Genomic DNA, 20,888 nt, shown 5'->3' with positions numbered 1-20,888 from the left:
ATATTCCCTTGAGGCACTAGGGCACTATCCTTACCGCCTGACCATCCTGTAATTGTGACGCGCCATTGGACACAACCCGCTCCCCCTCCTTGAGGCCGTGTAAAACAACAATTTTGTTACCCACTACCGGCCCTGGAACCACTCTGCGCAGTTTTGCCTGTAAAACATTGTTGTCAATTTCCAATACAAAAACGGCAAAGCCTTCCGATTCATTTGACTGCGGGACCAAACATGAAAGGGGCACCACAACCCGGTTTGGCTGAGGCTGCATTTTGTCCAGTAAAAGACTCATAATCATGCCCGGTTTTAATATTGCATTGGGGTTAGGCACGGTTACGGTAATGGCAAAAACTCTGGTGCGCTCCTCTGCTTTCGGGGAAACTTCTGTGACCTGGCCAGTAAAAGTCTTGCCTGGTTGGGACTCTGTCATCATAGAGATAACACTACCCAGTTTGGCAAAGCTCAACACCACATCGGGCACATTAAAAACCACTTTGACACGAGAGATATCGGCAACCACAAAACCAATGGCATCCCTTTGCACCAGAGTGCCGACCTCTATATTGCGTTGAAGAATAATTCCGGTAAGGGGTGAACGTAACACCGTGTCATTAAGATTCTCTTTAGCGTTATCCAGGCGTGCCTTAGAGCCTACAACCGAGGCCTGTGAGATCTCATACTCCTCCCGGGCGGCGTCGTAATCCGGCGCCGTGATACTTGCGGTAGCAAAAAGGGCCGAAGCTCTTTTGTAGTCCAGATCTGCTTTCCTCCGAGCAGCCTCTGCTTTACTGACATTCGCTGCCGCCTCAACCACCTTGTCTCTGTATTGCTCGTCGTTGACGATAGCCAGGGGCTCTCCCTGAATCACTCGGTCCCCGCCCTGCAATATTCTTATTTTTCCAAGAGCCCGGCGAGTTGGAATTTCATCGATATATCCCTCTGTTCTAAATGCTACATCTACCTGCGTATAGGGGTGGACCACGGCAGAGTATGGATAACCTTCAATACCACTTTCTGTACGAGCCACTGTAGCTTGCACAGGCACCGGACTTTTCTCCGGTGGCTCACTTTGGCAGGCCGATAGTAAGAGCAGAAACATCAGTAAAAGGGGTAAACGCAACATCGTTACACCTCCCCCACCGCTCTTTCGTATTCGGCTAACGCCCTCCAGACAGAAAGTACCGCTTTGTTGTAATCGCTGTTGGCGCGATCGAGCTGGGTTTCCGTTTCCAGTACGTTGGTTAATAGCGTCGTTTGCTCACGATAGCGGTTGATCATTACCCGTAACTTTTCCCGATATGCCGCTTGTAGTTCTCGGGCTACAGCTACCGATTCCTGCGCAGTCCGCAATTTGCGCAAGCTATCACGCACCTCTATTTCGATTTGGCTGCGAACCTCCCCCATTTTGACTTCAGCCCCAGCAATCTTACTCGCGCGGCTGGCCAGTTCATCCCGCTTGCGTCCCCAGTCAAAAATCTCCCAGCGTAAATCTAAAGCAACGATTACCTCGGCATCAGGCACAAGGCTTACGTTAAAGAGCTTGAGATAACTGAAGTGAAAGTCTATATCGGGAATATATTCAGATTTCTTAACATCGTAGCTGTATTCAGCCTTCTCAATGGCCAACAGTGATTCAATAAAATCAGGGCGTTGATCAAAGGCCAACACCAGGGATGCATCGGTGTCATACACGACTTGATGAGGTACAGGGAGGTACTCGACGCTAAATGGCGTTTCTACATCGCGCCCCAATAGAGCATTGAGTCGCTCCTTGGCCGTAATCATCTCATCAATCCTGCGCTGACGCTCCAGTTGGCGCTGGGCCAAGCGGGCACGTACATCCAGCAACTCGTATTCCAGTGCCACCTGTTGGTCGACATAATTGCGCACCAGGTCACTCAGGGAACTCAAGAACAAAATAGATTCATCAATTGCCTGGAGGTCACCGATAATCCTGCCCACCTCGAAATATTGCAGCTTTACCAAAAAAGCGACATCCTGCTGCGTCCAGCGCACTTTTTGCACCGCCATAGCAGTGGTGACATAGCCCTCACAGATTTCCAAGGCAATAGTGTAGAGACGGGTAAGAGGCTGGCGCGCACTGAAGGAGACGATCTCAGTAGTTCCCTGCTCGGTGGTGATCTCCACATTGTTTGGTGGGATTGGTCCTATTTCAGAATCGGGAACAAGGCTACCCTCAGGGAAGGTATAGCTCTGGGTGGTGAGGTTGTGATTAATGGCGGCATTCAGTTCCAAACGCGGGTAACGGCGTGTCTTTAGCGCTTCAACCATATCACCCGCCTCATCGACTTCTAGAGCCGCGCCCTGCACCCGCAGGTTGGTACGAATGGCCGTTTGTACTGCATCATTGAGCGGAAGCACAGGCTCAGGGGCAGAGCTCCAGGCAGCGCCGATAAAGATCCATATTGCGAACCCGCCCTTGAACAACGATCACCCCTTCCTGGCAGCAGCACACACCCGCACAATATGCAATTATTCCAGTAAGTATATGTGCTTCATGCTCACCGCTTAGTCAGCACGCCTATCCCCACGCCAACCAGTGTACTCCCCCTACATATTTCTTTTTTTTATATCTGCCTGAGCCATTTCCCCGCCAATGAATCTTTTCTAGGTGCTAGCGCCCGATAAAACCCGGATGCGCCACAATGAAGTTTCACCTGCCCTTTTCCATTGGCTAGGCTAATAACTGGCGGCGATCAAAACCGCTTGTTGTTGGCTCCCGAGCAGTTCTATGGCGGTGAAATTCCTACCGGTAATTGTGATTTTGATTTGCCTGATCGCCGTGGCCGGTGCGCTCAGCCTGATGATGTATTTCAACCTGGATGAGCGACTGATCGAACTGTTCCAGTGGCTCAATGAGCAGGGCTGGCAAACCAGCCTGCTGTTCGTGTTAATCGTTGCCCTAGCGATCGTATTGTTGTTGCCTGGTGTTATTTTCACCATGGGCGCAGGATTTGTATTTGGAGTAATCAAAGGCACTTTGTTGGTACTGGTGGGAACCGTCCTCGGCGCAACCTTGGCCTTTCTGATTGCCCGCTACTTGCTCGGAGAGAGGCCATCACGCTGGATTATGTCCCACATAAAGCCCGCCACGGTGGGCGAAGTGATTCGTCGTGAGGGCTGGCAGATGATCATGTTAACCCGCCTGGTACCACTGTTCCCTTTCAAGCTCTCCAACTATTTCTTTGGGCTAACACCGGTTCGCTTGCGGGATTTCATACTGGGCAATGCTCTGGGGGTTATCCCCCTCACTCTGAACAATGTATATGTAGGCTCCATCGCCGCGGATCTAACGTCCCTGGGTGAGGTAGAAGAGCGCACTACGGTGCAATGGGCGCTTTACATCATGGGCTTTGTACTGGCTGTACTAGCCTTGATCGGCCTCACACGCATGGCGCGACGCGCCCTGAAGAAGATCGTGAAAGAAGAGGATCTCTAATGCCCTGGATGAAATGGCTACCGTGGCGCTTCTTCGTACGCCGATTTGCCACCGCCCACGGTTTTCTTGATCCGCTGACATTGATGGCACGCTTGCAGCGCTTCGCCGAACCCTCAGAAGTCAGCGAGCCCATTGAGCTACTGCGTGCGGGTGCGGTATTTCACGCCCGTGCACTGATCAATAGCAAGGTAATCCAGCACAACCTGGACTGGGTCTGGCCCTACTGGATACAACGCCAGTTTGACCCACGAGATAATTCGTTTATCCCCCGGGCTTTTTCTATTACCCACTGTAACCTCAGCCACCGCAATTGGACCGCTGTGGGGTTGCCGGACTGTGAGGCTTTGCCGGTGGTCGATCCCCGTGGCCTGGTCACACCTTATTACGATGGGTGGTCTATTGATGCCTGGGTAATCGGCGACGGTGGCGAGGAATTAACTCCCGCCTCACTCACCTACTGTGAGCAACACCAGGAACTGGATGATCACCTCTCTGTGGTCACGGAATCCGCTCGCCACGGACTCAAACTGCGCAACACTGTAGCCGTAGAAGCCATTGATGGAGCCCCCCACTGCAACATTAAACTTACCGCCAGTTGCCGGGACAGCGGCTGGCTATTGGTGGTCCTGCGCCCATGTAATCCAGAGGGGGTCAGTTTTGTACACAAGGTACGCCTCAATGACCAAGGCCGGGGGTGGCTCATTGAAGACAAGCAAGCGGTTTTATTCAGTCAACCCATCGACAAGCACCTGGCCTCAGATTATCGCGGTGGGGATATTTACCTGCACTTGAAAGACGAGACTGGGCGTATGCAGGGTGAATGTGATGTGGGCATGGCCTCCGCTGCAGCCATGTTTCGATTAGAGCGTCACAAACCCCTGAAGCTGGAAGTTTCAGTTCCCCTCGACAGCGAAACCCCTAAAGACACAGAGACGAAAAGCTGGGCGGAAAGCTTGGCAGGCCACTGCGCGCTCAAGATTCCAGATCGGGACTTCCAGTTCCTCTACGACTCAGCCATTCGCACCCTGATTCTGCACTCACCCAAAGATGTGTACCCAGGCCCCTACACCTACAAGCGATTCTGGTTCCGGGATGCCGCCTTTATGATCCAGTCACTGCTTTACGCAGGCTTGATAGATCGCGCAGAACGGGCTTTGGATCAGTTTCCCCATCGACAAAAACGCGATGGTTTTTTTCACTCCCAGGATGGTGAGTGGGATTCCAACGGCGAAGCTCTTTGGATATTCAACTTATTTTGCCAACTGGCAAATAAGCCGCTTAAGCAATTCTGGTGCGAGCCCATCCTCAAGGGAGCCAGATGGATTATCAACAAGCGCCTGCCCCAGGATGGCAGCCTCTGTGCGGGCTTGTTACCAGCGGGCTTCAGTGCAGAGCACCTGGGCCCCAACGACTGTTACTACTGGGATGACTTTTGGGGAGTAGCCGGATTACACGCCGCTGCCGCCATCTGCACCAGAGAAGGCATCGACGACAATGCACACCGATTCAGCACTGCCGCCAATGATTTTCAGCGCACCATTGACGAAAGCCTCAGCAGTGCTCAAGAAAGGCTCGGAAGATCCGCCATGCCGGCCTCTCCCAACCGGCGCCTGGATGCCGGAGCTATCGGGTCCGTGGTGGCAGGCTATCCACTACAGCTCTACCCCCCGGATGATCCCCGCTTGATCGACCTGGCTGACTTTTTGATCGACAAATGCTTTGTCAGCGGCGGTTTCTTTCAAGATATGATCCACTCGGGTATCAATGCCTACCTCACACTACATATTGCCCAGGTCTTACTGCGCGCCGGGGATCGGCGATGCCTGGAGTTAATGCGCAGTGTCGCCAAACTGGCCTCCCCCACCGGCCAGTGGCCTGAAGCCATCCACCCCCATTCCCTGGGCGGTTGCATGGGCGACGGGCAGCATGCCTGGGCCGCTGCAGAGTGGGTCGCCATGCAGCGCAATTGCTTTGTGCGAGAGGAACAGGACGCCTTGATACTGGTCTCAGGATTACCGCCGGAATGGCTCAAGGATACGTCTGCCAAGGTCCCCATTCGCTTCGGCCCAGCGCCGACGCGCTTTGGAGTGATTTCCCTAGAGATCACTCCCGGAGTCCGCCCAAAGGTCTCCTGGACCGCAGACTGGTACGGAAAGCCACCGGCCATTGCTGTTAACCCCATTGGCTTTCCACCCACACTGGTTGGCGAGGGGCTGCAATCTGTGGAGTTAAAATCCCAGTGAATATCGTCATGCTGACCAACACCTACTTACCCCATGTCGGTGGCGTGGCGCACTCGGTCGCTGCTTTCAGCGAGGAATATCGCAAGCGAGGGCACAGGGTTTTGATCGTGGCCCCGGAATTTCCAGAGAAAATCGCCGGGGAAAAGCACGTTGTACGCATCCACGCCATCCAAAATTTCAATGGCAGCGACTTCTCGGTAGCACTGCCTTTTTCACCGGATTTGAGTGATCGGCTAGATCAATTCAAGCCCGATATCGTTCACGCCCACCACCCTTTTCTTCTGGGTATGACTGCCCTCCGGGTAGCCCGGCAGCGGGAACTACCGCTGGTTTTCACCCACCACACGCTCTATGAGCACTATACCCACTATGTACCCGCTGACTCTCAAGTGCTGAAACGCTTCGTGATTGAGCTGGCCACACGCTACGCCAACCTGTCCAGCCTGGTACTGGCACCCAGCCACAGCATTGTTAAATTATTGCGCGAGCGCGGCGTTCAAACCCCCATCGCCGAGGTGCCCACGGGCGTTCAACTGGAGGACTATAACAACGGCGACGGCAGCAAGGTGCGTCGGCGCCTGGGTATTCCCAAGTCCGCATTTGTGGTGGGCCATCTGGGCCGCTTTGGTCAGGAAAAAAATCTGCGTTTCCTCTGCAATGCAGTGACGAGGTTTATGCGGGATGAAGGCAACACTCACTTCCTGTTTGCCGGCAGCGGACCTCTTGAGGATGAGCTGCAGGCAATTTTTGCCAGCCGGGGGCTTTCCCAGCGTCTGCATATGCCCGGTGCAGTGCTCGGCGAGGCGCGCCGGGACATGTACAACGCCATGGATGCTTTTGTTTTCGCCTCTACCAGTGAAACTCAGGGGCTAGTGCTCTCTGAGGCCATGGCTGGAGGGGTGCCAGTTATTGCCCTGGATGCCAACGGCTCCCGAGAAATGGTACGCAATGGTAAAAATGGGCGACTGGTGACGGAAATAAACCTGGAAAGCTTTATTGAGGCAATCTGCTGGCTTTACCAGCTACCCCCGGAACAACGCCAGGCTCTCAACCGAGAAGCCTTAAATACCGCACGGGATTTCTCTATGCACAGCTGTGCACAGAGAGCGCTGGATCTCTATCAACCTCTGCTCAAATACGGATGGGCCCTGGATGACTCCCTCTTCGCCCAGTGGATGCGCATGCGCAATCTTATTGGTGCCCAGTGGGAGATTATCGAAGGACTGACCGGAGCCGCCGGTGCGGCATTTGGCCAGGCACCGGAGCCATAGCCGCCCATTATGTTAAGCAGAGTCGGACTTTCCATTAGGCGCTGGCGCCGCCGCTTCAGCCGCAGCGAGTGGATCGCCAAACTGTTAGGACTCTCCACCAGCGGCCGTCAACCCCATGCACCGGGTTTGATCCTGATCCAGATTGATGGTTTGGCACATCCGGAACTCTTAAAGGCCCTTTCTGGGGGCCGGATGCCTTTCTTAAAGGGCCTAATCCGCAAAGAACACTACCGCCTGGAACACATGTTTTCCGGGATTCCCTCCACCACCCCCGCTGTACAGGCAGAGCTGTTCTACGGAGTGCGCCAGGCGGTACCTGCCTTTGGCTTTCTTATCCATGAAACCCAAAAACTCGGCCGTATGTACGATCCGGAAGTGGCCGCGCTGGTGGAAAGCAGGGATATGTTCAAACAGCGTGATCCCCTTCTGCGCGATGGCAGTTGCTACCTGAGCTTGTTTCGCGCCGGTACCAAGACCGGCGAGGCACACTTTTGCCCAGCCGATCAGGGCTGGGGCCCAGCCCTGCGTAGTGCCAGTCCCTGGACCATTGCCGTTCTAATCCTGACCAACTTATGGAGTCTGATACGCACAGCTGCACTGATTGTGGTGGAGTTGCTGTTATCCCTTGTAGACTGCATACGCGGCGTGATGCAGGGGCAAAACCTGCTCAAGGAGTTGATGTTTGTCCCCACCCGGGTCGGTATCACCATTCTCTCAAGAGAATTTTGCACCATGGGGGTCAAGGTGGACATCAGCCGCGGCCTACCCATTATTTATGTCAATTTGCTCGGTTATGACGAGCAGTCCCACCGACGCGGCCCGCGCTCGGCGTTCGCCCACTGGGTATTGAAGGGTATCGACGATGCCATAGCCCGGATCTGGCGTGCCGCCCATGCCTCCGACCGGCGCCACTACGATGTGTGGATTTTTTCCGATCACGGCCAGGAACAAACCAAGCCCTACGAGGAAGTCTTTGGCCGCAGTCTTGGCGATGCCCTGTCAGAGACATTGTCCGATCTCGCAAAACCGCCAGAAATTGAGCCAGGCCAAAGCAGGCACGGCGTGCAGCTGGAGCGGGCGCGCTTGTTTGGCAGCGAATGGATGGATAAAAAAGACATAGAAAAACAGGAGGAGTCTGTTGATTACAGCACCAGTAAAACCCCTCTGGCACTCACCGCCCTTGGCCCTCTGGCCATGCTCTACAACCTGGAATTGGGTAATATCAGCCGCGAACAGGTCGCTCGCAAAATAGTTGAACAGGCCCATGTGCCTCTGGTGCTCTATCGGGTGGACCCCACTTCGGCAAAGTCTCCGGTACACGGATGGTGGAAACACGGTCCGGTGAGGTTGCCCGAAGACGGCCGTAAGTTGATGGGGGACGAGCACCCCTACCCCGAGAAATCCATTGCCGACATGATCAGCTTGTGCAGTCACCCCGACTCCGGCGACTTTATGATGTACGGCTGGTGCTCCAGCGAGGAACAGCCTCTGACTTTCGCCATGGAAAACGGCAGCCACGGTGCCGCCGGTCCCAGGGAAACCCACGCCTTTGCCCTAATGCCTAAAGATATACAGCCGCCAGATCCGCGGCTGGGCTACTGGCGCCCCCAGGATCTACGCACTGCTGCGAGGGCCTACCTGCGCGGCGCCCACCCGATGAAATTGGATGAGCACCAGCTGCCACAAAAAACTCTGCGAGTCATGACTTACAATGTGCATAGCTGTAAAGGAACCGACGGTACTCTGTCACCGCAGCGTATTGCCAGGGTAATCGCCCGCTATCGCCCCGATATTGTCGCCTTGCAGGAACTGGATGTGAAACGCAAACGCACCGGGGGGCTTGATCAGGCTGAGCGGCTGGCACGGTTACTCTCAATGGATGTGCATTTTCAGCCAGCCATTAACCTCAATGAGGAGCGCTACGGCGACGCCATTCTCACTCACCTACCGGCAAAGCTGATCAAAAAAGGAATTTTACCGGGGCCACCCAAGGGTAAGGGGCGCTTGTTCAATCCCGCTGCAGATGAACCTCGCGGCGCCATTTGGGTAGAGGTTGAGCATAATGGCAGCAAAATTCAGGTGATCAATACGCATCTCGGACTCTCGCGCGCAGAGCGGTTACTGCAGGTGGATGCCCTGCTGGGACCAGAATGGCTGAGCAACCCTCGCTGTAAAGGGGAGCGGATTTTACTCGGTGACTTCAATGCACTGCCCACTTCCGCCGAGTGTAAACGCCTCTGCGGCTACCTGCGCGATGCCCAGGAGCAAGCACCCAGGCATAGCCCTAAAGGCACTTTTCTCAAGGTGCGAATCGATCATATTTTCTTGAGCGCCGGCATTGTGATAAAAAAAGTGCGAGTGCCACGTACCGTGCTGACCCGACAAGCTTCGGATCACCTGCCTTTGATTGTCGATATCGAGGTGCCTTTTAGGCCCGAAGCAAGCAAAACCCCTTGAAAAATCCCCAGCGGTCCCTATTAATAGCAGGAGAAGATTCGACTAAAACCCTGAAAAAACTCCGGTTTTTCGAATTCAACTCAATTTATAGCCAGCGCCTAAAAGGGATTTCCCGACTTGATGGTCCCCACCGCGAGCTATATGATTCCGGTATCGATTAAATAGCAGGAGTCGCTAAATGCAACCGCAAGCTTATACAAATACCCGTGCACTGGACCGCTCGGAATCGGCGAAGGTGTTGCGCAATACCTATGCCCTCTTGGCCATGACTGTACTTTTTAGTGCTGTCACAGCCGGTATCTCTATGGCCGTCGGCATGGGCCGCGGCATGAGCCTGATCTGCTCTCTGGGAGCCCTGGCCCTGATTTGGTTCGTTCTGCCACGCACTGCCAATTCCAGCGCCGGCGTAGGTGTTGTTTTCGCATTCACCGGCCTATTGGGCGCATCTATCGGCCCATTGCTTAACCATTACCTGGGCCTCGCTGGCGGCGGCCAGATCGTAATGCAAGCTTTAGGTACCACAGCCCTGATTTTCTTTGCCCTGTCTGCTTACGTACTGACTACCCGCAAAGACTTCAGCTTTATGGGTGGTTTCCTGGCTGTTGGCCTGATCGCTGTACTGGTCTGCTTCCTGGCAGTCATCATCGCAGGCTTCTTCGGCATTCACATGCCTCTGGTCAGCGTTGCCCTGAGTGGTGTTGTTGCCCTGCTGATGTCAGGTTTCATCCTGTATGACACCAGCCGTATCATCAACGGCGGTGAGACCAACTACCTGATGGCAACGGCTTCCCTGTACCTGAATATCTTCAACCTGTTCACAAGCCTGCTGCACATTCTTGGGTTCGCTTCCTCTGACGACTAAGCATAAGTGCTGCTGAGCTAGACCCAATGCCCCGCTCTGCGGGGCATTTTACTATTTGGCCCCCTATGAAGTTTTCCCTGGCAATTTACTCCGCTCCACACGCCTCGCAATCGGCAGCCAGCGCATTGCGCTTTGCCAAAGCACTACTGGCCGAGGGTCATGAAATCTACCGGATTTTTTTCTACTGTGATGGCATACAAAACGGCAACAATATTGCCGCGCCCCCCCAGGACGAAGCCGACCTGATCAATGAGTGGCAATCACTGCAACAGAAACACAACCTGGATTTGGTCGTCTGTATCGCCGCAGCGCAGAGACGCGGTGTCTTAAGCCAGCGGGAAGCAAACCGCCTGGAAAAGCCCGCAGCCAATCTTGCAGAAGGCTTCGAACTGGCCGGCCTCGGCCAGCTCACCGATGCCGTTGCCAACTCTGAGCGCCTGATCACTTTTGGAGGTTAACAATGGGTAACCAGACCCTGGCCCTATGCAGGGCTGCACCCTATGGTAGCACCCTGGCCCGAGAGGGGATTGAAGCTGTACTGGCCTCAGCGGCTATGGAACAGGACGTTGATTTGTTATTCCTTGGTGATGGCGTATTCCAACTACTGGACAACCAAACTCCAGAGGCCATAGAACAAAAAAACCTGTACCGGAACCTTATGGCACTCCCCATGTTTGGTGTCGAACAGCTCTATGTGTGCCAGCACAGCCTGGAGCAAAGAGGTATTCATCCTGACCAAATACAGATTCCCGGAGCGGAAATCTCCCTGGTTGCTAAGCCTGGGAAGCTAATCGCTGCTTACCAGTGCGTGTTGAGCTTTTGAAATGACCCTACATATTGTCAGTAAATCGCCTTTTAGCAGCCAGGCCCTATACGATTGCCTACAGAGTCTCACTGAAGGCGATGCCCTACTCTTACTTGAAGACGGGGTCTACGCCCTGAAACACCAAGCCTTGCACGACCTACAAGAAACAAAGGTCTACTGCCTGATAGCCGACAGCGAAGCTCGCGGGCTCCAAAACAGCTCGGCAATCGCCTCTGTAGAGATGATTGATGATGCTCGCTGGGTGCAATTGTGCACCGAGTACAACCCCATCGTCAGTTGGTTCCGGTGATTAGTACAATGAGCAATCTGAATGTAAATGGCCAAGAAATTCCTTTGGACAATGAAGGCTATCTGCGAAACCTCAATGATTGGAGCCGCGATGCGGCCGCAGAACTGGCTCGAGCCGAGGATATAGAGCTGACCAACGCCCATTGGGAAGTGATCGAGCTACTGCAGGAATTCTATCGCCAATTCGAACTATCGCCCGCCATGCGCCCGTTAGTAAAGTTTATCGGCCAACGATTGGGCCCTGAAAAAGGTCGCAGCATCTATCTGATGCAGCTATTTCCGCCCAGCCCAGCCAAGGTTGCCAGCAAAATTGCCGGGTTGCCCAAACCCACCAACTGCCTCTAGCCAGGCGCTTAAATATGTAAAATGACTTTGCGCTCACCATGGTGGTGGCGATGCTCCCATAAATAGATGCCCTGCCAAGTGCCCAACATTAGCCGTCCATTCTGAACAGGGATGGAAAGACTGGTGGCGGTTAGGGCCACTTTGATATGAGCCGGCATATCGTCCGGCCCCTCAAGTGTGTGGGTATATAGGCGATCATCCTCTGGCACCAACCGATTGAACCATTGCTCCAGATCCCTGCGCGCACTGGGATCAGCATTCTCCTGAATCAGCAGGCTCGCCGAAGTATGTTGTATAAATAGCGTACAGAGCCCCTCCCCCACATTGAGCCTCGACACCCAATCGGCCACTTGGCTGGTAAACTCCTGAAGCCCCTGCCCAGACACTCTTATTGCAATCTCACCTATTGCCATACGGATTCCTATATAATTCGCGCCCGCTCTACCATTGAGACTACCGTATTTTAATATGGCACTGCACCGCGTTAACACCGTCGACTATCAAGACCAGCTCCATGCAAAGGCCATGCGCCTGGCCGAGGCCTATCGTGAATTTACCGATCTGGAGCCTGAGCTATTTCCATCTCCGCCCATTCATTACCGGCTTCGCGCCGAGTTCAAGGTTTGGCATGAAGGCGGCGTAGCTCATTACGCCATGTATCGCCAGGGCGAGTATAAAAAGCCTTTTATCATCGATACATTTACCGTGGGCTCGGAGCTGATGAATCAGCTAATGCCCAAGGTCTTGGAGGCCGTTAACAGCAGCGAGATACTGCGCAAGCGCCTGTTCTCCGCCGAATTCCTTACCACCTTGAGTGGTGATGCGCTCATCACACTCATCTATCACAAAAAGCTGGATGAGAGCTGGGAGCGGGAAGCAAGGGCCTTACAAGAAAAACTGGGCTTCCCGATCCTTGGGCGCTCGCGCAAGCAGAAAATGGTGTTAGAGCGAGATTTCGTCACCGAAAAACTGGATATCGATGGCAAGAGCTATCAGTACAAACAAGTAGAAGGCAGCTTTACCCAACCCAATGGGCACATTTGCCGTTCCATGATCCAGTGGGCCAAAAATGCCTGCGGCCAAAACTCCAACGACCTGCTTGAGCTCTATTGCGGTAATGGCAATTTTACCATTCCACTCAGTGAAAATTTTGAGAAAGTACTGGCCACTGAAATCTCCAAGGTTTCAGTCAACTCTGCCCAGGAGAATATTCAGGTAAACGGCATCAATAATCTGGATATCGTGCGCTTATCCAGCGAGGAGTTTACCCAGGCTATCGACAAGGTTCGCCCATTTCGTCGCCTCGCTCATATAGACCTGGATAGTTACAGTTTTGACACTGTGCTGGTAGATCCCCCCCGCGCCGGCCTGGATGAAGATACCTGTGCAATGGTTGCGCGCTTCCCTCGCATTCTGTATATCTCCTGTAATCCGGAGACCCAGCTGGAAAACCTCAAATTCTTGAGCAGGACCCACCGCATCGAGCGCTTTGCCTTATTTGATCAATTCCCCTACACAGACCACACCGAAACCGGCTTGTTACTGGTGCGCAAATAACGACCAATGAAGGTATTACTCGGGGGCAACTTCTTACTGCCCCCGAAACAGCCTTACATCGCTCTAATCACCACTGTAAATCAATTGAAGACCTGACAGTCCCAAATCAAGAGGAAACCTTGAAAGGGAACTTTTGAGGGGAGGGGTATTACTTCCCTACTAGTTATTGCAGCAAAGCGAAACCAACACCCAAAGGAACAATTGTAGTACTTACATTTGAACAAAATAAGCACTTCTCGAAGACATCCTCTCAGTTCGGATCAAAACTGTTATAAATAAGGAGCAGCACAAAGTGATACTCCTTATTACTTTCGTTCTGTGCCTAGCTATCCATCAAGCAATTTTCGACCAAAATGTCATATCAACAGATTCCGAGTCAAGGAGCTGCAAATACATTCTTGTAACTTCATTATCCAGCCACAACTGGCATATCTGTTCAGCCCTTTCCTGGGTTGAGGCTAAAGAGACATCAGCGTAGATGCCATTTTTACCTCGCAGAAGGAAATGAGATAACAAACCTTCTTGCTTAGATAAAAACGCATCATCCACCTCTTTTGAGAGTGCTATCAAGTCTTTCTCCGAAACACCTTCCCGGAGACGAAATGTAGCAAATTCAAAACCTATAAAATCAGCCGTTCGATTATTATATAACATGATTCACTCCTTCTGTGGAGGTCACATTATCGGGTTAGACTCCTGACAGCATTGTGTCAGTAGTGTTTTGCAAAGATGAGCTTTTCTGCACTTCAATATAATCTGACAAGCTAACATTAGTGGGAAGTTCACGCTGGGGCACTTCCAGGTCAAGGCTTTCAATACGATCAATTCTAAAGTCACGATAATCTTGCTTTAAACCACACCATCCACCAAGGGTCCATTTGCCACCCCAATAGAAGAGACCCAAGGGATAAACGATTCTCTTTGACCTACTGCCTATCAGGGAAGTATATGAAAGATAAATCCACTGCTTTGAACTAATCGCTTTATGAAGCTGGTCCCACAAACTGAAGTCCACTGATCTTAAATGCTTACCTGGTACCCTAACTGTTTTATGGAGGTCATACTTCCCAAGATCAGGTAAACCAGCTTCAATTTTACTTAACAGTGAAAGTGAAGATTGCTTTAACTCAGCCCCAGTCCATGAAGACAGTAAATTTAAACTAATAATAAGCGCTTCAAATTCTTCTTGTGTTAATTGCAATGGGGGAAGCTCAAACCCATTTGAAAGGCGATACCCTACACCTGCTTCACCATAAGCAGGAATCCCCGATACAGAGAGATCATCCATATACCTATATATTGTCCGTTCAGAAACAGATAATTTTTCGGCAAGTTCTTTTGCAGTTATAGGCTGGTGAGCTCTTAAAATGTTCGCAAGCTGAAAAAGCCTATCTGATTTCCTCATTTTGGTTACTTCTCTCTATCCATAACTAAGGAAAAACTAATCAAAATAACAAACACTTGAAAAACTCAGGAAAATCTAGTCACCTCACCCAAGTTCAGCTACGCCGCTATGGCAAAGCCGAAAGATTGCGCATAAGGAGCAAGACGCAGAGTGTAATCATTAATCATACCATTGAATCAGCAAATACACTCTCCGCCCCGATAAATCCTTATTATTCACCTGCTACTTTTGAAAGATAAAATTGATAAGCACGGCTCGCAATTTCATGGCCTATCTTTTGGCCCGCTGGTACTGAAGGTTCAAAGTGCACACCAGCCCAAACACGACTGTTTCCGCAGTCTTCCTCAAACGATGTCCAAGTCGGGAAATGCAAATACATATCAGCTTGTGGTGTTATACCAGGTTCAATCTGTGAGCTTCCCGCAGGAGCAGGTACGCTATACCCTAACGTATCTCCTTGAGGTAAAAATAGGCGACTTGTTTCTGCATGAGCCGCACAAAAACTGGCAGATGCAGAGGGATATTCCGGATGATCTGCTACAGGTAAATAGCTTGTCCATTGGCTAGCTGGCAAGTCGTTCACTGTTCCTTTGCCTACGCCACCCCAAGCAGTAACTAGCTCGTCCTTATAAATATAACGAACGGCAGAAAAAGGCCGTACTGAATTATGGCGACGCTTTTCTTTCCAAATTGCAATAGCGGTATCAAAAGCGGCCATATTGGTGAGGAAGTCATAATGAATGAAGTCCATCAACGAAAGACCTTGAGATTCAGATGCAAATACAGCAGCAAAGCCCAAGCTGAATATTTTCATATCAAACAACTCGGCTTTCATCTTCTGTTCATCGGTCAAGCTCGCTGACGTATTCAGTACATCATTAACTTGCGCAACATAACTTGGATAGTTCCAGATTTTTGACTTCAGAGGTATTGGAGAGGTGAATTCATCCGGAGACTCATAGCTATAGGGTGTTGTCAGTGCAATTTGAGGGGTTACGAATTGCTGAACTCTGAATACGCCAGGGCGCTCCATTAAAACGGCTGGTTGCCACTTAGAAGGGAAGCGTAATTTGTATGCCGTATTAGCTGGCTTGAAATCGGTATAGTCGGCATAGGGTAAACGATGATATAGCTGATCTCCCTCATTACCCAACTGGTTCATACCATCATTGGCGCGCCCTTCCAATACCTTTCGGCCGGCATAGTTACCAATACCAATCGGCGTAGTAGTATCTTCAGAAAGGTTGTAGGGATCCAAACCTAATTCAACCAGCATGTTATCCCATTCCGGTACCAAATGTGGAAACAACCCACTTAGCACTTTATGAGATGCGTAAGAAAGTGCAATATTTAATTCACTGTTATCCGATGGCTGAGGCATCCTTGCAATGTCAGAATAAACACCTTTTGCAGTAGGGTGATAAGGTGCTGTTGCATCAAACCAGGAGTTGGTTATTAGTGTCGTAAAACGTAGCACTAAAGTTGCATCATTAGCAGCGGGCGAAACCTCAAAAATTGCGCAGGCCGCAGCAGGAATTATATTCTGTACTGCAGCATTGCAACTCTCTAAGTCTACAGAGCTACACTTTGGTGGCAATGTAACATCGGCCAATTGTGGGCAAGTGAAGGCTTGAGCCTGCCAGCTAGCTGAAACAACTAGAAAACCCAAAACTCCTTTTAGAGCCTGCTTATAAAATTTATTGCTTCGCATTAAACTTCCCTTTTCATTTGATTAACATTAATAACAGAACTTTCGTCCCATGAGACATTTCCGCCGTCAGCAAAAGCCACGTAGACTATTTCAAAATTTTGACACTACTACCCCCCATTACCATTTATAGTGATCATAACGCCCGCATTACTGCAATATTGTGATACAACGCAAGCATCCTAAATATGTAGTGTCAAGCCAAGAGGAGACCAATTACCATTAGAGTTCTTCTCTTATTAAGTACTTAGATACTGCTGGCAGTTAAGCAAACGATACATATTAAGTTCTTATTAGATCGCACCTACTATTTACCAAGCAGCCTAACCGATGAAAGGGACACAGCCAAATACCCCAGAATACAAGAACTTACACCCTAAAAAAGACACAAGAATGGAGTAAGAAAAGTGTTCCAAACAGTGAATTTAAAACCTACCCTAGCGCCATCTTCATATAAATAAATAACTCGAAGGAAAGTATATTCTTCAACTTAATTTTGTTATTTTAGTCGACATGAATTTCAATTAAAGATGAGACGATCAGATTGCCTAGCGTGTCAGAATAAAACCTAGGGAGGTGACAGAAAAACATAGATAAATTTTGAGAATCTCACCACAAGCAAGGATGCGACATCGATTAATTAGCGCCTTCAGGCACTTAGAGTGAAAAACTACTACCCACTTAACTGGAGGAGGTTTCAGGCGCGAAGTTAATTCGCTTGTTATACCCGCTCACTAAACGCCAGCCTGATGCCGAGTGCTGCAAAGCTAGTTGCAAAGAGCTTCTGAATTGCAATGCTTGCTTTCTCTGATTTAATAATGAATGCGCTAAAACTACCTGATAGAAAACCATACACAATAAAAACGCCAAACGTCATTATCATGAACACAACGCCAAGTGTAAGCATGCTATCCAATGCACCTTCTGTTGTAGCTGGAATAAACTGAGGAAGAAACGCTAGAAAGAAAATAGATAATTTTGGGTTTAGTATATTTAGCAAAAAGCCTTTTACTATGATGCCTGAGTATTTGCTGTCTGACTGCTGGTTAGAAACTGATAAAGGAGATGAGGAACGCCACATTTGATATGCCAAATAAAGCAAGTAGACAGCTCCAATGTATTTAACGATTTGAAACGCTATTACACTAGTGTGAAAAATTGCAGCCAAACCAAAAGCGCTTGCTAAGAGTGCTGGAATGATGCCTAAAGTGCATCCTAGGGCAGCAAATAAACTTGCTTTTCTACCAATAAACAATCCGGCAGCCACAGTATACAACACTCCGGTCCCCGGAATTAAAACTACAACTAACGAAGTAAGTAAAAACTCTAAAGATATCATCCGGTGTATCCTTCTCCTGCAAGGGTATAACGTCCAGCTCGCATATTTTGTGGGCAATCGTGCTGCTTTTTGTATGGTTGTTCTTGTCCAATTCTGATGTTGAAAATCCTTTTCGCTAACGGGTAAATTGAGACCCACCTTCGGCGGCCACCGAAGGCCTTGTTTGTCACAGTTCGTTGCTGCGCCGGTTCATAAAGACCGTTAACAAGTATGAACGTGACAGACACTCACTAGGCATAACTCGAATAGTCATGTGGGCCTCGAGCCCGAATAGCAAGGCGGAGATAGCTTATCTTATGGAACCTCAAGAGATCAATGTCGGTATCGATACCAGCAGTAAACAACTCGATATATATGTGAGACCTAATGGCCAGTTCTTTAGTGTTACCAATAACAAAGAGGGTATTAAAGACGCCATTAAACAACTACAACCGCTTAAACCGCAAAGAGTATTAATCGAGTCCACAGGAAGACTAGAATTAGAATTCGTCTGTGCTGCTTATAAAGCGGGACTGCCGATAGTTGTTTGCAATCCTTTACAAGTAAGAAACTTTGCAAAGTCAGCGGGGCGACTCGCCAAAACAGATAAGCTAGATGCAATTGATATCGCACATTTTGGTGAAGCAATGAAGCCAAGATTGTCATCAATCAAACCAGAAAAACTTAGAAATATTAGTGATTTACTGACGGTCAGGAACCAGTGCTTAGAAATGAGCACAATGCAAAAGAATCGCCTCAAGAGAATGCCCAAATCTGTTCACAAGCCCATTCAGGCTATCTTAAAAGCCATCAAGAAAGAGCTAGAAGGGGTCGATAAGCAACTTGATAAACTTGTTAACAGTGTTGCCGAGTGGCGACAAAAACGCGATCTCTTATTAAGTGCTAAAGGAGTTGGCAATGTACTGGCTTACACGCTAATGAGCGAACTTCCTGAGCTAGGCAAGTTGAACCGCAAAGAGATTGCGGCACTTGTGGGTATCGCCCCGATGAATCGTGATAGCGGCAGCTTCCAGGGTAAGCGCTATATTCGAGGTGGGCGACATCGTGTACGCACGGTTTTGTTTGTTTCTATGATGTCGGCAATACAATGCCACCCTAAATTAAAGCCAATGTATGAGCGCCTGGTCGCTGCTGGTAAACCAAAGAAAGTAGCCCTTATCGCATGTATGAGGAAGCAACTTACCATTCTAAATACGATGGTAAAAAACAACACTTACTGGGATGAGAAAATGGCTTAAATACTTGACAAAGGACCATAGTCACTTGTTATGCATTAGCCTCTCCGCCAGTCTTTAATAGTTTCAATAAGTAGGGCTATGGAAATTACTAGGAGGAAAAAGGCAATACCATAGCCCACGGCACCATCTACTTTTGCTCCTTTGGCCTCCCAATGCCCATAGGTTATAAGCTGGTATAGCATTGCAAAAGATATGAAGCCACTAGTAAATAGTGCTAGTAACATATGCCGCAAATTGAAAAGCTTTTTCCCAAAAGCAAGCTCCCCCCAAGAAGGAGTCTCGATTTTTCTATCGAGGCCTTTTCGACGCCATCGGCGGTCTTTGAGATTAGACATAGTTTTTATGCATAACGCCCTGGGTATGCGGCGGGCCGCGCAAAGCGTGGACCGTCCAGTGGAAGCCACGCAGTGGCTGGAACGAACATCACCCACTTGTTACATGCTGAGTAGCACACAGGATATTTCCTTTAGCTCCACAAACTTAGTGGGAATGCTGTAAAGGCTACCCATGTTTAATAACTTTGTTTTAAGTTCGTCACTCATAGCTTTAGACGGCGCACGCACTCGCTTATATGGCCCACCGGGCAGATCCCAATCGTAGACATATAGCCCCAATACAGCATAATCTGACCAAACTTCAGAACTCCCCCAATTGGGCGATTCGAGTTGTTCTGAAATATTATCATGCTCAGAGTAAGCCTCCATTACTGGGCCTGGAATCTTTCCTTCGCCAGCGGTAGAGAATAAGCCGATATTTCCTTCACTATCTATAGCGAACCAGTCGAACTCTCTGCCTTCTAATTCTTCTTCGTAGATACTCATGATTTAGGGCATGTAACGCTTGCCGCACAGGCGAGCAACTTGTTGCGAGTCCAGCGCACTACGTGCGCGCTTGTGCCGGCGCTTGTTAGAGTTACTCCCCATCTTTTGTACCTATTTCCTTGGATAGTACAGGCTCTGCTACTCGAAAATACCAAAACGCAATTGAAGTAAACAATAAGATTACAGTTTGACCTTCAGAGGACCTAGAAGAAACACTATCCAGGCCGAACACTAACTCAATAAATAGTATTGGCGGAAGAAGTATAAACAAAGCAACTGCCATACTATGAGGCATCAATGCCGGCGACAGAAATGCTGGCTTTCGATAATTGGCACGGTGGCGATGTGCATGCCTGTGAAGCTCATAACTTAAACTCCAACTTTTAAAGATTAGTGTAATTAAATATGGTGTTACACAAAGCAACACAATAACCGATAATCTCAGTGATAAGGGACCACCTACAATTCGAAGTAGAATTTGGAACAGCAGCAATAGGGAGAACAATAACTCCCAGAAATTTTTACCCTTTATCAATGAAATAATCATCGTTAAACTCTAACGCTTGCAGCAAAGGCCGACCGTCACGGAGGCCCAGCCCGCTTGCCGGCGATTTTGCCTGCACTGGTTATGTGTTTGCATTACCTGCCCATGACTGAGGGTCTACTAATTTGACCTCTACACTAATCTCTTCAAACTCTGGAGAATAGTCTTCAATGTGGATAAAGTGAGTAGAAATTTTATTACCTGACTCATCTTGAAGGGTTAACTCTAAATCATCTCTTTTCTGATAATATTCATCATATTGCTCATTGGCGAACAGTTTAAAAACATTTTTTACTTTTTGATAATCAGGTTCTTGCGTAAAGATTCCATGAACCATGCCCATGCTTAAATCAGCATGTTCCAGTCTCGATCGACCTAAGCATAGGTCTTTTGAAAGTATGTAGTAATTCATGTATTCACATAACGAGACTGTAGAAAAACAGTTTTAGAAAAATCTGCCATTTCCCAGATTCCTCCAATTGAAATTTCGGCCAAATTTTATCTATACCACCAAATTTCATTCA

Annotated in this window: 22 protein-coding genes; 11 read left to right on the top strand and 11 right to left on the bottom strand. The window is 49.6% G+C overall.

Features of this window, described 5'->3' with window-relative positions; genetic code table 11:
* Positions 1 to 16: 16 nt before the first annotated feature.
* Together ACJJIV_RS20235 and ACJJIV_RS20230 are read right to left on the bottom strand one after the other, a co-directional pair.
* On the bottom strand, positions 17 to 1,123 hold the full coding sequence (locus tag ACJJIV_RS20235; RefSeq protein WP_444890144.1) for an efflux RND transporter periplasmic adaptor subunit: 1,107 nt from the start codon (positions 1,121 to 1,123) through the stop codon (positions 17 to 19).
* 2 nt (positions 1,124 to 1,125) lie between these two features.
* Positions 1,126 to 2,448 (bottom strand): TolC family protein, encoded by a 1,323-nt coding sequence (locus tag ACJJIV_RS20230; RefSeq protein WP_444890143.1) that lies wholly within the window; start codon positions 2,446 to 2,448, stop codon positions 1,126 to 1,128.
* 304 nt (positions 2,449 to 2,752) lie between these two features.
* Between ACJJIV_RS20230 and ACJJIV_RS20225 the strand changes: the two genes are divergently transcribed.
* The 9 genes from ACJJIV_RS20225 to ACJJIV_RS20185 all read left to right on the top strand — a co-directional run bounded on the left by ACJJIV_RS20225 (position 2,753) and on the right by ACJJIV_RS20185 (position 11,752).
* The gene (locus ACJJIV_RS20225) at positions 2,753 to 3,460 is read left to right on the top strand and encodes a TVP38/TMEM64 family protein (RefSeq protein WP_444886380.1); all 708 of its coding nucleotides are present in this window, start codon (positions 2,753 to 2,755) and stop codon (positions 3,458 to 3,460) included.
* On the top strand, positions 3,460 to 5,703 hold the full coding sequence (locus ACJJIV_RS20220) for a hypothetical protein (protein WP_444890142.1): 2,244 nt from the start codon (positions 3,460 to 3,462) through the stop codon (positions 5,701 to 5,703). The genes ACJJIV_RS20225 and ACJJIV_RS20220 overlap by 1 nt, the downstream gene beginning before the upstream one ends.
* Entirely contained in the window at positions 5,700 to 6,974 is a 1,275-nt protein-coding gene (locus ACJJIV_RS20215; RefSeq protein ID WP_444890141.1) for a glycosyltransferase, read from the top strand. Before ACJJIV_RS20220 ends, ACJJIV_RS20215 begins: the two co-directional genes overlap by 4 nt.
* 9 nt (positions 6,975 to 6,983) lie before the next feature.
* Positions 6,984 to 9,431, top strand: coding sequence for an endonuclease/exonuclease/phosphatase family protein (locus tag ACJJIV_RS20210; protein ID WP_444890140.1), 2,448 nt, complete (start codon positions 6,984 to 6,986; stop codon positions 9,429 to 9,431).
* Positions 9,432 to 9,609: 178 nt separating this feature from the next.
* The gene (locus tag ACJJIV_RS20205) at positions 9,610 to 10,293 is read left to right on the top strand and encodes a Bax inhibitor-1/YccA family protein (RefSeq protein WP_152453311.1); all 684 of its coding nucleotides are present in this window, start codon (positions 9,610 to 9,612) and stop codon (positions 10,291 to 10,293) included.
* Between the two features lie 65 nt (positions 10,294 to 10,358).
* A complete protein-coding gene (gene tusD, locus ACJJIV_RS20200; protein WP_444890139.1) occupies positions 10,359 to 10,751 on the top strand; it encodes a sulfurtransferase complex subunit TusD in 393 nt (130 codons plus the stop codon).
* Positions 10,752 to 10,753: 2 nt separating this feature from the next.
* A complete protein-coding gene (gene tusC, locus ACJJIV_RS20195; RefSeq protein ID WP_444890138.1) occupies positions 10,754 to 11,116 on the top strand; it encodes a sulfurtransferase complex subunit TusC in 363 nt (120 codons plus the stop codon).
* A gap of 1 nt (position 11,117) precedes the next feature.
* Positions 11,118 to 11,408, top strand: coding sequence for a sulfurtransferase complex subunit TusB (gene tusB / locus ACJJIV_RS20190; protein WP_444890137.1), 291 nt, complete (start codon positions 11,118 to 11,120; stop codon positions 11,406 to 11,408).
* An 8-nt stretch (positions 11,409 to 11,416) separates the two neighbouring features.
* Positions 11,417 to 11,752 carry a TusE/DsrC/DsvC family sulfur relay protein gene (locus ACJJIV_RS20185; protein ID WP_444890136.1) on the top strand — a complete coding sequence of 112 codons (336 nt, stop codon included), beginning with the start codon at positions 11,417 to 11,419 and terminating at the stop codon, positions 11,750 to 11,752.
* Positions 11,753 to 11,760: 8 nt separating this feature from the next.
* On the opposite strand, the gene ACJJIV_RS20180 is transcribed toward ACJJIV_RS20185, so the two are convergent.
* Entirely contained in the window at positions 11,761 to 12,165 is a 405-nt protein-coding gene (locus tag ACJJIV_RS20180) for a secondary thiamine-phosphate synthase enzyme YjbQ (protein WP_252081926.1), read from the bottom strand.
* A 55-nt stretch (positions 12,166 to 12,220) separates the two neighbouring features.
* On the opposite strand from ACJJIV_RS20180, the gene trmA reads away from it, so the two are divergent.
* The gene (gene trmA / locus ACJJIV_RS20175; protein WP_444890135.1) at positions 12,221 to 13,309 is read left to right on the top strand and encodes a tRNA (uridine(54)-C5)-methyltransferase TrmA; all 1,089 of its coding nucleotides are present in this window, start codon (positions 12,221 to 12,223) and stop codon (positions 13,307 to 13,309) included.
* A gap of 333 nt (positions 13,310 to 13,642) precedes the next feature.
* On the opposite strand, the gene ACJJIV_RS20170 is transcribed toward trmA, so the two are convergent.
* The 4 genes from ACJJIV_RS20170 to ACJJIV_RS20155 all read right to left on the bottom strand — a co-directional run bounded on the left by ACJJIV_RS20170 (position 13,643) and on the right by ACJJIV_RS20155 (position 17,761).
* Positions 13,643 to 13,963 carry a hypothetical protein gene (locus tag ACJJIV_RS20170; RefSeq protein ID WP_444890134.1) on the bottom strand — a complete coding sequence of 107 codons (321 nt, stop codon included), beginning with the start codon at positions 13,961 to 13,963 and terminating at the stop codon, positions 13,643 to 13,645.
* Between the two features lie 34 nt (positions 13,964 to 13,997).
* Positions 13,998 to 14,714 (bottom strand): helix-turn-helix transcriptional regulator, encoded by a 717-nt coding sequence (locus ACJJIV_RS20165; RefSeq protein ID WP_444890133.1) that lies wholly within the window; start codon positions 14,712 to 14,714, stop codon positions 13,998 to 14,000.
* Between the two features lie 211 nt (positions 14,715 to 14,925).
* Positions 14,926 to 16,425 carry a vanadium-dependent haloperoxidase gene (locus tag ACJJIV_RS20160; protein ID WP_444890132.1) on the bottom strand — a complete coding sequence of 500 codons (1,500 nt, stop codon included), beginning with the start codon at positions 16,423 to 16,425 and terminating at the stop codon, positions 14,926 to 14,928.
* A 718-nt stretch (positions 16,426 to 17,143) separates the two neighbouring features.
* Complete coding sequence (locus ACJJIV_RS20155) at positions 17,144 to 17,761, bottom strand: LysE family translocator (protein ID WP_252081931.1); 618 nt, start codon at positions 17,759 to 17,761, stop codon at positions 17,144 to 17,146.
* A gap of 296 nt (positions 17,762 to 18,057) precedes the next feature.
* On the opposite strand from ACJJIV_RS20155, the gene ACJJIV_RS20150 reads away from it, so the two are divergent.
* Positions 18,058 to 18,999 (top strand): IS110 family RNA-guided transposase, encoded by a 942-nt coding sequence (locus ACJJIV_RS20150; RefSeq protein WP_252082793.1) that lies wholly within the window; start codon positions 18,058 to 18,060, stop codon positions 18,997 to 18,999.
* A gap of 35 nt (positions 19,000 to 19,034) precedes the next feature.
* On the opposite strand, the gene ACJJIV_RS20145 is transcribed toward ACJJIV_RS20150, so the two are convergent.
* The 4 genes from ACJJIV_RS20145 to ACJJIV_RS20130 form a co-directional block, all read right to left on the bottom strand.
* Positions 19,035 to 19,334 carry a hypothetical protein gene (locus ACJJIV_RS20145; protein ID WP_252081932.1) on the bottom strand — a complete coding sequence of 100 codons (300 nt, stop codon included), beginning with the start codon at positions 19,332 to 19,334 and terminating at the stop codon, positions 19,035 to 19,037.
* A gap of 99 nt (positions 19,335 to 19,433) precedes the next feature.
* Positions 19,434 to 19,820, bottom strand: coding sequence for a hypothetical protein (locus tag ACJJIV_RS20140; RefSeq protein WP_252081933.1), 387 nt, complete (start codon positions 19,818 to 19,820; stop codon positions 19,434 to 19,436).
* A gap of 91 nt (positions 19,821 to 19,911) precedes the next feature.
* Positions 19,912 to 20,367, bottom strand: coding sequence for a hypothetical protein (locus tag ACJJIV_RS20135; protein ID WP_252081937.1), 456 nt, complete (start codon positions 20,365 to 20,367; stop codon positions 19,912 to 19,914).
* Positions 20,368 to 20,446: 79 nt separating this feature from the next.
* Positions 20,447 to 20,776, bottom strand: a complete 330-nt coding sequence (locus ACJJIV_RS20130) for a hypothetical protein (protein ID WP_252081938.1) — start codon at positions 20,774 to 20,776, stop codon at positions 20,447 to 20,449.
* Positions 20,777 to 20,888: the final 112 nt, after the last annotated feature.

It is taken from the genome of Microbulbifer mixtoriginis (SeqCode) (assembly GCF_052466765.1).
This window is presented reverse-complemented; position numbering and strand designations above follow the sequence as displayed.